Raw genomic sequence first — 13,709 nt, forward strand, 5'->3', positions numbered from 1 at the left:
AGAATCTATTGAAAAAAGGATTAGTAGATGTTGACTGGTTAAACATTAGTGATTATACACATGAGGAAATATCTTATTTCTTATTTTTAGAGGGAAAACCAATGGAAGCAATATGTAAAATTAGAAATTTAGATAACTCCATTGTGCAAAAACATATCATAGATGGTAAAATAAAATATAGATTTTTAGTTCATAGCAATGATACCGATGAACTTTTTAAACAAATCGTTAAAGCTGGAAAAGAAGATAAAATTCACTTTTTGAATTCAATTCAAGATGATAATAAATATAGATTAACCGAGCTTATAAAAACTAGTTATGTGGAGATGCACCCTAAAGACAAAGAGGCTGCAGTATGGATAATAGGAGAATTAAAAGAAATGTCTTGCTTAAATATTTTAATTAAGGCATCTGTTCATAAATACATAAATGTACGTAGAATGGCGGTTTCTGCTATGGGTAAAATGGGAGATATGAGAGCAGAGGCGGCACTAATTAGAGCACTTGGGGATGAAAATCCCCAAGTAATAACATATGCAATAAAATCTTTAGGTAAAATAAAAAGTGAAAAAGCAATTACAAAAATAAAAAATTTATATGATAACACTGACAAAAAATATATAAGTGATGCTGCGCAAAGTTTTTTATTGCTAATGGAGCAAATATAGACAAAAATTAAATATAGAATATTTGGTAGCAATAGGAGAATTTAAATGAGTTATTTTACTATAAAAGATGAATCAATCGCTGAATTCAAAGAGAAAAAATCTATTTTTATTGGACATGGGAAAAGAGTTGAAAGTGAAGATGAAGCTAAGGAATTTATTAGTCTTGTTAAAAGTAAACATAAACAGGCAAGGCACAATGTTTATGCCTATATAATTGGTGCCAATAGAGAAGTTCAAAGATATAGTGATGATGGTGAACCTCAAGGCACAGGTGGGATACCCATGCTTGAGGTCTTAAAAAAAAGTGATATAACAGATGTAGCTGTTGTGGTAACAAGATATTTCGGAGGAATTCTTTTAGGGACTGGCGGTCTTGCAAGGGCATATTCAAAAGGTGCCTCTCTAGCTATTAAAGAGGCCGGTATAGTTGAAAAGGTTGAAGGCATTTTAATTGAAATAATTATAGAATATGATTTACTAGGAAAGCTACAACATGTCTGTGCTAAAGAAAATTTTTATATAGAAGACGTTGAGTATACTGAAAAAGTAAGAATTAAAATATTATGTGAATTTAGCAAACTACAGAAATTGAAGTCTCAAGTTACTGAGATCACTTCAGGGAAAGCCTTATTCGAAGAAGCAGATATAAAAATGTACTTTAAATTAGAATATAGATTATATGATGATGAAATTATAAACTCTGTTCTTTAGAATATAATAAGGTACGGTTATTTTTCATTTAATTTCATTTGAAAAGTCTATTATTTATGTGATATAATGGCAAAGTAATGTACTTATAACTAATCATAGAAGTATTGCTATATATTATGGTTTGCTAGAAATATCTAACATATAAAATAATTAGTTGAGGGGGATTTTAAATGTCAGGACATTCAAAATGGCACAACATACAACAGAAAAAAGGTAAAATTGATGTTATAAGAGGTAAAGTTTTTACAAAATTAGGCAAAGAAATAATAATGGCAGCTAAAAATGGTGGATCTAAATTAGAAATTAATTCTCATCTAAGAGATGTAGTTGCAAAGGCTAAATATAACAATATGCCACTAGACACAATAACAAGAGCAATTAAAAAAGGAGCAGGCGAACTCGAGGGTGTAAATTATGAAGAAATAGTTTATGAAGGATATGGGGCAGAAGGTGTTGCTATTGTAGTTGTTACACTAACAGATAAAAAAAATAGAAGTGTTGCTACAGTAAGGCATGCTTTTGATAGACATGCTGGGAATATGGGTGCCGCCGGATGTGTAAGCTGGATGTTTGCTAAAAAAGGACAAATTATTATAGAAAGAACAGATGGTATGGATGAAGACGTAATCATGATGGCTGCTCTCGAAGCAGGAGCCGAAGATTTTAACGCAGAAGAAGAAATGTTTGAAATTATAACCTCGGTAGAGACTTTTGGGCAAGTAAGGGAAGTTTTAGAGGAAACGGGATATGAATTTGCGTCAGCAGAGCTTACAATGATTCCAGATAATATGATTCCTGTTAGCCTAGAAGGAGCTGGTAAAGTTCAGAGGCTTATAGATGCACTTGAAGATAATGAAGACGTTCAAGATGTGTATCACAATGCTGAGTACCCAGAGGAGTATATAGGATAAATTTTAAGATCAATTAGTTTAGTAAACGTTTAAGATGACTATTTTACCATTGTATTATATTGATTTTTTATTGATATAATACAATGGTATTTTAATTTTCTTCATACTTTATCTTTAGTTCTAGGAGATTTTACCTTTGCTAGACTATTAGGTTTAAGGTATAATGCTATAAGAATGGAGGTGCTTTTATGAATGTTGATTTTTCTAATATAAATATGAATACTATAATTATGTTTGCATTAGCTATATTACTTGCTTATCTTGGCATTAAAGTATTTAAAATGATTGGAAGTATATTAAGCATAGTACTTGGTATATTCCTTATAATATATGTGCTTGAACAAATAGGTATAACGATACCCGTATTAACGGATATTCTTTCTTATATTCTATTAATGTTTACTTTGATTGTTGATAATGTGAAACAATTATTTTAATGAATAATAAAAATATGACCAAGCTAATGCGTTAGACAATTTTCCTAATAGTAAAAATAAAAAAAGTTCAATTATACTGAACTTTTTTATTTTTTTTAATATAAGGATGACATTTGTATAGCTAAGATAGCTTATGATTGCATTAAAAATAACTATGCAATAATGCAACGTGTTGCATTATTGCATAGTTATTTTTTTAACAAGAGAATCTATAGCTGTTAAGGGTTTAACAATGATAACGAATAAATATCTTTGTAATACATGTTGCAAAATTGCAATATTTTTTTTCACAACATTATAATTCATTAGAAACAGTGAGTTTTAGATTTGGCATAACTTTTGCTAAGTCTATATTAGGGGGATATAACGCACAATACATAAATTAAAGCTAGATAATTAAACACTAGTTATAAACAAAAAAAACAAATAGTTAACATCGCTAAAATGTGTTAAATACTTAACATATCTAGCAATTATATAACATACTATATTATTATGTTTATTGCAATCAAAATCTACATATCTAATAGAGGAGGCATAAAAAATGAAATTTGACTTAATCGCATTTTTAACAAATCCATTTGTTCCAATGTTTTTAGCGACACTTACAGGATTATTATTAGGAAAGGTTAGAATTGGGAAATTCAATCTTGGACAATCGGGAGGATTATTTACTGGAATATTCTTTGGGTGGTTGCTCTATTCTAAATACTGCGTACCGTTTATGTTAGATCCTAATGATCCAAAAAAAGGTTTAATTGCAGATGCTCCCAAATATGCTATGAATTATTTTACTAATGGAGTAATTAGTAACACTCTTTTTACATTCACACTGATACTATTCATTGCTTCAGTTGGATTGCTTGCAGCAAAAGATTTAGGTAAGATTATCAGGAAATATGGCGCACGATTTATTTTTTTAGGAGCTGCTATTACTGGTACAGGAGCATTAATGACTTATATTGCTACACTTATATTTACAGGACAAAACAATTTCGCAGTTGCAGGTGTTTATACAGGAGCTTTAACAAGTTCACCAGCACTAGCAGCCGCTTTAGAATCAACGGCTAAGTATGGCGTTGTAGCACAAGCACAAGTTGGTCTTGGACATGCTATTGGATATGCACCAGGTGTTTTAGTAGTAATTATTGCAATGAATTTTTTTCCTGTAATATTTAAAATGGATGTAGAAAAGGAAAAACAGAGATTTAAGTTAGAAATGAAATCGTTAACTGAAAAAGATGGTAAAGATAAAGATATTAAAGAAGTAGGGATGGATATTGTTTCATTTCTTGTAGTCTGTTTAGTTGGATATTTTGTTGGTTCAATAAACATATATATCCCATTTATTAAATGGTTTAGTTTGGGATCAACTGGTGGAGTACTTATAATGTCATTATGGCTTGGTCATATTGGTAAAATAGGACCTCTAACATTTAGAATGAATAATGAGGTGCTTTCGGCAATAAGAGATTTATCTCTTTCATTATTCCTAGCTATAGTAGGTTTGCAATATGGATATGAAACTGTAGCAGCGCTTGGCGGAAGTGGTGCAGAACTTGCCCTAATTTCTTTTGGAGCTGGTCTAATTGCATTATCTGTAGGATTCGTTATAGCTAGATATATATTTAAAATGAACTGGATTATTATTGCTGGTGCTATATGTGGAGGTATGACAAGTACACCTGGTCTTGGAGCTGCAATTGATGCAACTCAGACTGATGAAGTTGCTGCGGGGTATGGAGCAACCTATCCTTTTGGTCTCTTGTTCACAGTAATATTTGTAATAATACTTCATATGGTGACATAAATTATACAAATCATTGAGCAAAACTATAAAAACCGAGGAGTATCAAAATGGATATTAATATCCATTTTGGTACTCCTCATTTTAATTTGTATAAGTGAATAAATCTATATGATTTAATCATATATTATAAAAACAAAAAATAAATGAAGAATAATAACACCAGTGATTTATGTGTTATTATTCCTCATTTATATTATAAAATCCAAAGTATATTCTGTATTAAGACTATTATATTTTTCTACAAGATCTTGGAGTGTTACTGAATCCATAACTTTATTAATTTGTTCATTAACCTCTTGCCATACAAGAGTGTTTATACAAACTTTTATGGTTTTATCAATTCCTAAGGAACCATCATCGTCTCCTGCAATATTTAAATCTCCTTCAAGAATTCTTAAAACTTCACCTACTGTGATTTTTGAGGCTTCTTTAGAAAGTGTATAACCGCCTTGTGAACCTCTCGCACTTTTTACAAGTTTTGCTTTTCTAAGTATTGAAAAAACTTGCTCTAGATAATTTTCTGAAATTGACTGTCTTTCAGCGATAATCTTTAGGGGTATATAATCTCCAAATGAATTCACAGCGATATCAACCATTGCTCTTAAACCGTATCTTCCTTTAGTAGAAATATTCATGTTCAGTTAATTCTCCTTATTAATATTAAGATATACATATAATGCATAAAAAAATATTTATTCATCAAATTAAATGATACTATACTGATAAGAATAAGTCAACTTAACAATAGTTGACCAAAGGTATAGCAGTAACTAAGCTATGATTAGTTACTAAGATATGATCAAAAGTGAGATTATATGTTTTCAAATTCATTTAATGTTTTCAATTTATTTTCAACTTTTGTTTTTTCACCCCTAATATTATCTAACTGCTGCAATAATTTTTTATTCTCTACTTTAATAGTTTTAGTTGAATTATGTGAGAGCCCGCTCTCTGCAAGTTCTAATGTATACTGTATTTCTTGTTCAAGTTTACTTTTATAGGTTTCCTCGAACTCTTTTTCCACCTCGGTTAATTCCTCATTTAAACTTGTTTTCATACTGTCGATAACTTGCCTAGTTACTTCTGACTTAATTTGTTCTTCAGTTTTCATATAACATTCATCTCCTTATAATCTATGTTTTATTTTTATACTAATAATTGACTCTAACTAACCAAAATTTAATATTTTTGTCGCTCCATCCAAGATCCCATGGTACTTTATTCCTATCTGAATTATGGCAGGTAACTAAAGAATAACCTTTTGAATCAGCTCCTGTAACTACAGAAATATGGGTGATATCTTTTTTCTTTTCATATGCTACGAAATCACCAGGTAATAACTTATAACTTGCTTTATATACCTTTTCATAACTACCGTAAGCAATTACTGTTGCCCTACCACTATATATCATATATTTTTTAAAACCATCTGCATTGAGCCAAGAACCTGTTGCTCCATTTTTATCATAACTCCAAGCACGATTTTTTTTGAATCTACCACTCTCAAAAAGAATTTGTGATGCGAAATTGGCGCAATCTCCACCTTCAGGATTATAGTTTCTATATTTTTTATTATATTTATACTCATATTTACCTAAACTTGCAGCACCGCAATATTCTTGCGCATATTCTATAGATTTTAATCTTTTACTATCTATTGTAGAAAAATCACGAGCGTTTTGAGCTAATATATAATCTTTAATTGAGGATGCTTTTATATTACCAAGATCTAAAGAATTTGCAAAAGGATCTTTATACCATTCTTTAGAAATTACCCATGAACCATTCTTGCTCATTAGTTGTAAGTTATGATACGTTCCTATTTTTGAAGTGTTTTCAACTCCAGGTTGATTTTCATATATATACTTATATTCTGTGGATGAAAGCAAATAAACTGAAAAACTATCATTACTACCTTTGATTCTTTTAATTATTACAGTTGGTATAATTTCAGTGAATCTTACACCTTGCTTTTCTGCCCAATTATTAATATAATCCATTTTCTTTTTTTCATATTCATATGCCCATGTTCCATATTTTGTGTCCATATTATAAAGTGATTGTATCAATTTTAAGTCCCCACTAAGAATAGCTTTATTTCTTCTTTGAAAAATTTGTTCAATGTAAGTGGTAACTTGCTTTTTTTCATCATCCGTAGCGGCATTTGCGTAACTAGTAACAAAAACCTGTAATAGTAGAAGAAATATTATAAATATAAATAATTTAAGTTTATACGATTGTAATCCTTTTATTTTATAAATATGCATAATATTATACTCCTAATATTTTGTCGACTTTTTCTATAATCTTTTTTACATCATTTTGATCTGTAGGTGCACCTTCATACCAATGTTTTTTCGAATCTATAGAGTTTGCAAAGAAACGAGATTTTAAAATTATTTCAGGTCTATATTCAAAATGCAAAATATCAAAGTGCGACCATTTTCCTCCCCACACAAAACCATATTTCTCAAAAATTTCTACAAGTTCATTAGAATATGAAGCTAGTCTTTTTTCACCTTCAGATTTAGAAGCCCATTTCCAATAATCTCTTTTATCACTTGCTAAATCTATAGCTATTCCATAGGCATGCGGACTTAATCTGTTTGTTCCTGAAATTAACCGGTAATTAAAGGTACCGCTGCAAGGGAAAAGACACTTTCTAACATTTGCATTGGATTGTGCAAGTGGAATTAATTGTTTCATAACTTCTTTCAGCGAAGTTGATGCATTACTACTATTATTAAATTGATAATTATTTGATCCAAAACTAACCCTTGATAGTTTTGATTCTATGACCTGTTTTGATGATCCATAAACTTCAGTTAATAATCCATATGATCTACAGCGACCAGGATCAAAATTATCTTTCATTAAAGTTTTGATTGGTGTAAGAGGATAAGTTTGTTCTAATGTATCTTGAAGATCTGGATTTGTAAGTTTATTTTCTGGAGTTTTATGTGTTTTATCATCATAGAGTAGTTTTTTACCAGATTTCAAAACTAGGTAAACGAATCCATTTTTTTTATCAATGTTTATAATATGTTCAGGATAAGCAATCATTAGGCATAGAATATCTTGCTTAATAGTTACATTATATCTATTAATGTTTTGTTCAATCGGAAGAACTTCAGCGAGAGTTAATTCCGGCGTTAAGCATGTGTTGAAAATAAAACTAATAAGTAACGTGGAAAAAAGCAATTTTTTCATTGTTTATTATCCTCCTTTTAAAAATGTCTTTACTTATTGAAAAATCGTGAAATATAGAAAGATTTATAAATTTTTAATAATACTTATATATATATATTTGCCAATCTATTGTTATTATATGTGTGGATATATTAACAAGATTAGTGAATCTATTTCCATAAAAATAAAAATTATAAATAAAAAACTTAATTAAAATTTTATTAATATTGAGAAAAATGTTATATTATGTGATAATTAATATATTCAAAGTGTTAAGCGGAATCATAAGGGGTAAAGGGGTGGTTGTGTGTCTAGACGGAATTTCATTAATAAATCATATAAGGATAAACTAAGGGCTACTTACACATTGCTCATATTCCTTGTTTTAGTTTCATTAAGTTTTTTTGTTTATTCTGGAATAAACAATAAGGTTAAACCTATAATTGGTGATATAGGTTTACATGTTATCGATAGTGAGGCGCAATATTTTGGGCAGCGTTTCCATAATCAAAGTAATATATTGGAAATGCTTTCACACACTCAAGCATTTAAAATCGGCGACTTTTATGGTATAAAAAAGGAGATAGATAATCAAATGCTTAGATATGGAGATTCATTATTATCAATAAAATTTATTGGGGTAGATGGTAATGAATATGAAAATAATTCAAGAAAGATTATAATTAAAGATACCTATACGAACGAGCTATTAGCCACTGATAAAGCTGAGTTTCTACCTCAAACAATTTATAGTGAAAAGCTCTCTGGGTATATATCTACTGCGGGAACTAAGGTAACTGGAGATAATGGTAATGTGCTAGGCATTTTAATTATAAAGGTTGAAGTTAAAAAATTAATTCTATCAGTTGAAAAGACAAGAGTAAATCAATTAGGTGAAATGTGGATCTTTGACTCTCAGGGCAATGTTATTTTAGATCCAACTAAAAATGAAGTGAAGATTTATAATGTTGAAAGTTTTAAAAAACAAATTCTGAATAAAACATCTGGAGAAGTTAAAATTAACAATTCTAAAGGTAATTCAAGTTATTTAATATATTCTCAAATACCGAATACTGATGGCTTGTATTTAGCAATGGGTGTGGATCATAAAGATTTTTCAGATGCCATGAAGTTTTTATTGCTAGTTGTTATAAGTGGAGTATCACTAGCTTGTATTTTCATTTTTGTTTTCGCAAATAAAATATCCAATTTTGTTACAAAACCGTTGACTCGTATGGTTGAAATAATTCAGAATTCTGATGATACTAATTTTATTGAAATTCCAATGGACCTTAAAGCAAGTAAAGATGAAATTGGAGTACTTGCAAATACAATTGATGAAATGGCTAGAAATATTCGCAATAATGTAAATACTCTAAACTCTGAAATTAAAGACCGTAAAAAAGCTGAAGAAAATCTTTTGGTTTTAAATAATGACCTGGAAGGTAGAGTATCAGATAGAACACTTGCATTAACAAATGTAACAAATAGTTTATCAATTTCTGAAGAGAGATTTAGGGTTGCATTAGATGCTGCAGATATCGGGTTATATGACTTAGACAGCATCAACAATGAATTAGTTGTAAATGAGGTTTTTCTAAAACTTATTAATGCGGTTGAATATACGCAAGGATTAATTAAGGAAAGTGATTGGGTACAATATAATAAAAAACTTACTGACGTTATATATCCTGATGATCAGTCGAGGCTGATATTACTTGAGGAAAATAAGTTGCAAGGGATGCTAGAAGACTTTTATGCTGAGTTTCGTTTGAAAGAAGATTGTAATATTTGGCTTTCATTGACTGGAAAAGAAGTTAAAAAAGATGAAAATGGTAAGTTTACTCGATTTATTGGAGTTCTTCAAAATATAAGTGAAAGAAAAAAAGCAGAGGATGAGCTGAAAACTGCAAAAGAAGAAGCAGAGGAAGCTAGTCTATCAAAAAGTCAATTTTTAGCCAATATGAGTCATGAAATTCGAACTCCAATGAATGCAATTATGGGACTTAACCATTTAATAGCACAATCTAATTTAAATGATATTCAAACTAAGTATGTTTCAAAAATACAGGAGTCTTCAACCACATTACTAAGAATTATAAATGATATATTAGATTTTTCAAAAATGGAAGCAGGTAAAATGGAAATAGAACATATTAAATTTAATTTAGACAAAGTTCTTGAAAACATTTCTAATTTGTATGCCATGTCTGCTACAAATAAAGGCATTGACATTAATTTTGATACAGGACTAGATGTTCCCGATATTCTTGTAGGAGACCCACTTAGACTTGAACAAATAATCTGTAATTTGACCACAAATGCAATAAAGTTCACAAAGTATGGAGAAGTGAATGTTACTGTAAGGACTTTGAGTGAAACAGAAAATAAGATCAAGTTACATTTCATTGTTACTGATACAGGAATAGGACTAACAAATGAGGAAATCGAAAGGCTATTTGAGGCTTTTACACAAGCTGATGGTTCAATGACTAGAAAGTACGGTGGTACAGGTCTTGGCCTTGCAATTTCTAAACAATTAGTTGAACTCATGCATGGGGAAATATGGGTTGAAAGTAAATATGGAGAAGGATCCTCATTTCAATTTACTATTGAGTTTAAGAAGTCTATTGATAAATTAAAGGTAAAACGATTTGATTGTCATTATTTAAAAGGAAAGAAAGCACTAGATAATAAAGATGAAAATGATGAATGTGACAAAAAATACAACTCTATATTAAATAATAAGAATATACTTCTTGTTGAAGACAATGAAATAAACCAATTAGTTGCCAAAGATATTTTAGAAGCAGCAGGTATCCATGTAAGCATCGCTATCAATGGTATTGAGGCAATTAAATGTGTTCGTGCAAATGGATTTGATGCAGTTCTTATGGATGTACAAATGCCAATTATGGATGGATATGAAGCTACATCAATTCTAAGAGAAACCTATTCCAATTTACAATTACCTATTATAGCAATGACTGCAAACGCTATGACCGGTGACCTAGAAAAAAGTATAAGCACAGGCATGAATGACTATATATCAAAACCAATAAATCCAGATATACTATTTGAAACACTAGTAAAATGGTTGAATGGTAAAAGTATAGAAACTACTAAAAAAACAGTTGTTAATCGATCTTCAAATAAAGAAACCAAGATATTAGATTTTGAAAACACCTTGATCAGACTTGGAAATAAACAAGAGTTTTACGCAAACTTATTAAAAATATATTCTAAGAATTATTGTAATTTAGTAAAAGAACTTTCGAATTTAATAAGCAATAATCGTTATGATGAAGTAAAGAGATTTATTCATACATTGAAAACAGTAACAGCTAATATTGGGGCTACTAAATTTAATGAATTTATTATTGATTTTGAAAAGAAATACGAATCTTATGATGACATAGTTATAATAAGAGAACTAAAATCTTTTTCTTCTTTAAATGAAGAACTATTAAATTCTATAATTAAGTTTATATCAATATATAAATCAGAAGAAAAATCTTTAAGTACTGGATTAGATTTTTACAATGCTTTAGAAAGATTGGTTATGACCTTAAGTACGGCGCGTGCTAAAGAAATTAAAGAAAGCATGAATAACCTAGTACTTACTGATTATGGTTTAGAATTAGTAGCTCAAATAGATGTTATAAAAGAATTAGTAGATAGTTATCATTTTAAAGAAGCAAAGGTTTTGTCTGAAAAACTAATAGATTCACAAAGGGGTGAAAATAATGGATAGCCAAGAAACGATAATGATTGTTGATGATACAGAAGTGAATATTGTCATTCTGGTGGAGGCACTTCAAGAAGATTACGATTTAATTGTTGCAATTAATGGAAAAGAGGCAATTGAGATTCTTAGAGACCAAAAACCTGATTTAATTCTTTTGGACATAATGATGCCAGAAATGGATGGATATGAAGTCTTAACAAAACTGAAAGATGAATTTAAGTTAGTGAATGTACCTGTTATTTTACTTTCAGCAATTAGTGATTGTGATTCTAAAACTAAAGGTTTTTCTTTAGGCGCAGTAGATTATATAACCAAACCATTTGATATTGTTGAAGTAAATGCTAGAGTTAAAACACAATTGAGGCTCAAAGAGATACGTCTAGTTTTAGAAAATCAAAATCTTGTTCTAGAAGAAAAGGTGAGAGAACGAACAAATCTTCTTGAAAGAACTAACTCTGCGGCGATACATTGTCTTGCTGCTTTAGCTGAAACAAGAGACCCTGATACTGGGGAACATATTAAAAGAACACAAAAATACATTAAGGAACTTGCACTAGAATTACAAAGTATGGAAAAATATAAAAACATTGTTACAAATGATTATATAGATCTATTATATAAGTCAGCTCCACTTCACGATATTGGGAAAGTCGGTGTAAAAGATAGTATTTTACTTAATCCAGGAAGACTTACTATTGAAGAATTTGAAGAAATGAAGAATCACACGGTATATGGTGCACAATCATTAAAGGTAGGAATAAATGAATTAGGTGAAGACTCATTCTTAACATTAGCTAAAGAAATTGCAATAACTCATCATGAAAAATGGGATGGTACTGGATATCCATATGGATTATCGAAAGAAGACATTCCACTATCGGGAAGGCTTATGGCACTTAGTGACGTATATGATGCACTTATTAGTAAAAGAGTTTATAAGTCAGCATTTACACACGATGAGGCAAAGAAAATAATTATAGATGGGAGGGGAAAACATTTTGACCCAGATATTGTGGATGCCTTTATAAAAAGGGAAGCAAAGTTTATTCAAATTATGGAAAAATGTAAAGATTATTTAAAATAGGTTAGATTAATTATTTTCATATGTAAACAGACATCCTAATTCGATGCCTGTTTTGTCCCTTAAATAATTATCCATTTATAACGTTGCCACCATTTACATGAACAGTTTCGCCACTTATATATGATGCACCTTCTGAGGCTAAAAATACATATGTTTCGCAGAGCTCCACAGGTTGACCTGGCCTTCCCATAGGAGTTGTACTTCCAAACTTTCCAACTTCACTTGCGCTAAAAGAAGAAGGTATAAGTGGTGTCCATATAGGGCCGGGAGCCACTGCATTCACCCTTATTTTCCTGTTTGATAGGGATAGAGCCAAAGAACGGGTAAAAGTAACTATCGCGCCTTTAGTTGAAGAGTAATCAATTAGAGTTTCATGCCCCTTATAAGCAGTAATTGATGAAGTATTTATAATTGTGGCACCCTCCTTTAAATGAGGCAATGTTGCTTTGACCATATAAAACATTCCAAAAATATTAGTTTTAAAGGTTCTTTCTAATTGCTCCTTTGTAATATCCTCGATACTGTTTTGGGGATGTTGTTCACCAGCATTGTTTACGACGATATCTATTTTACCCAATTCTTTTATTATTTTGCTTGTAGCACTTAAACAGAAAACATCATCTCCTATATCACCTGGTATTAAAATGCATTTTCTACCCTTTGCTTCGATAAGTTTTTTTGTCTCATTGGCATCTTCGTGTTCATCAAGATATATTATTGCTATATCAGCACCTTCTCTTGCATAGGCTAGAGCGACTGCTTTGCCAATACCACTATCGCCTCCTGTAATTAAAGCTACTTTATTGATTAATTTATCAGAACCTTTACAATTTTGATTCTCAAAAATTGGTCTTGGATTCATTAATGTTTCTAATCCAGGTTGTTTATCTTGTTTTTGCTCAGGAATACTAATAGGATAATTAAAACTATCATTCATAAAATATCTCCTTTTGTAAATATAATATTTTTTCTAGCTTTAGTTTATGGTAAATTAACATTTATATTCACTTAAATTAGAGTCTATATTTTATGTGTAGGTTTATATGATTTGTATAATAGCAAGAAGACTCGAAATATGTTATAATAAAAAAATGTGAGTGCAACGAACGTTTAAATTAAAACAGTTTTAAAGTTGAAGTTGATAAAAATGA

12 protein-coding genes are annotated in these 13,709 nt (G+C 30.0%); 7 read left to right on the forward strand and 5 right to left on the reverse strand.

Translation table 11 applies throughout. The annotated features are described in order from the left end of the window. Positions 1–8 precede the first annotated feature (8 nt). The 5 genes from KPL55_RS07255 to KPL55_RS07275 all read left to right on the forward strand — a co-directional run bounded on the left by KPL55_RS07255 (position 9) and on the right by KPL55_RS07275 (position 4,537). Positions 9–668 (forward strand): HEAT repeat domain-containing protein, encoded by a 660-nt coding sequence (locus KPL55_RS07255; protein WP_216306043.1) that lies wholly within the window; start codon positions 9–11, stop codon positions 666–668. 45 nt (positions 669–713) lie between these two features. Then, positions 714–1,379: a YigZ family protein gene (locus tag KPL55_RS07260; protein ID WP_216306044.1), complete on the forward strand. Its 666-nt coding sequence runs from the start codon at positions 714–716 to the stop codon at positions 1,377–1,379. Positions 1,380–1,549: 170 nt separating this feature from the next. After that, positions 1,550–2,290, forward strand: a complete 741-nt coding sequence (locus tag KPL55_RS07265) for a YebC/PmpR family DNA-binding transcriptional regulator (protein WP_216306045.1) — start codon at positions 1,550–1,552, stop codon at positions 2,288–2,290. Positions 2,291–2,478: 188 nt separating this feature from the next. Beyond that, the gene (locus KPL55_RS07270; RefSeq protein ID WP_216306046.1) at positions 2,479–2,727 is read left to right on the forward strand and encodes a hypothetical protein; all 249 of its coding nucleotides are present in this window, start codon (positions 2,479–2,481) and stop codon (positions 2,725–2,727) included. Between the two features lie 544 nt (positions 2,728–3,271). Then, positions 3,272–4,537, forward strand: a complete 1,266-nt coding sequence (locus KPL55_RS07275; RefSeq protein WP_216306047.1) for an aspartate-alanine antiporter-like transporter — start codon at positions 3,272–3,274, stop codon at positions 4,535–4,537. Between the two features lie 188 nt (positions 4,538–4,725). On the opposite strand, the gene KPL55_RS07280 is transcribed toward KPL55_RS07275, so the two are convergent. The 4 genes from KPL55_RS07280 to KPL55_RS07295 all read right to left on the reverse strand — a co-directional run bounded on the left by KPL55_RS07280 (position 4,726) and on the right by KPL55_RS07295 (position 7,747). Further along, positions 4,726–5,172: an RrF2 family transcriptional regulator gene (locus KPL55_RS07280; RefSeq protein WP_216306048.1), complete on the reverse strand. Its 447-nt coding sequence runs from the start codon at positions 5,170–5,172 to the stop codon at positions 4,726–4,728. Positions 5,173–5,348: 176 nt separating this feature from the next. Continuing rightward, the gene (locus tag KPL55_RS07285; RefSeq protein ID WP_216306049.1) at positions 5,349–5,648 is read right to left on the reverse strand and encodes a hypothetical protein; all 300 of its coding nucleotides are present in this window, start codon (positions 5,646–5,648) and stop codon (positions 5,349–5,351) included. Between the two features lie 40 nt (positions 5,649–5,688). Continuing rightward, entirely contained in the window at positions 5,689–6,804 is a 1,116-nt protein-coding gene (locus KPL55_RS07290) for an amidase domain-containing protein (RefSeq protein WP_216306050.1), read from the reverse strand. A 4-nt stretch (positions 6,805–6,808) separates the two neighbouring features. Further along, positions 6,809–7,747 (reverse strand): M15 family metallopeptidase, encoded by a 939-nt coding sequence (locus KPL55_RS07295; protein ID WP_216306051.1) that lies wholly within the window; start codon positions 7,745–7,747, stop codon positions 6,809–6,811. A 286-nt stretch (positions 7,748–8,033) separates the two neighbouring features. Between KPL55_RS07295 and KPL55_RS07300 the strand changes: the two genes are divergently transcribed. Then, complete coding sequence (locus KPL55_RS07300) at positions 8,034–11,480, forward strand: ATP-binding protein (protein WP_216306052.1); 3,447 nt, start codon at positions 8,034–8,036, stop codon at positions 11,478–11,480. Beyond that, positions 11,473–12,558, forward strand: coding sequence for an HD-GYP domain-containing protein (locus KPL55_RS07305; protein ID WP_216306053.1), 1,086 nt, complete (start codon positions 11,473–11,475; stop codon positions 12,556–12,558). Before KPL55_RS07300 ends, KPL55_RS07305 begins: the two co-directional genes overlap by 8 nt. Positions 12,559–12,625: 67 nt before the next feature. Here KPL55_RS07305 and KPL55_RS07310 read toward each other — a convergent pair whose 3' ends face one another. Further along, the gene (locus tag KPL55_RS07310) at positions 12,626–13,495 is read right to left on the reverse strand and encodes an SDR family oxidoreductase (RefSeq protein WP_216306054.1); all 870 of its coding nucleotides are present in this window, start codon (positions 13,493–13,495) and stop codon (positions 12,626–12,628) included. Positions 13,496–13,709: the final 214 nt, after the last annotated feature.

It is taken from the genome of Clostridium lacusfryxellense, from assembly GCF_018861735.1.
GTDB classification, from domain to species: domain Bacteria; phylum Bacillota; class Clostridia; order Clostridiales; family Clostridiaceae; genus Clostridium_AD; species Clostridium_AD lacusfryxellense.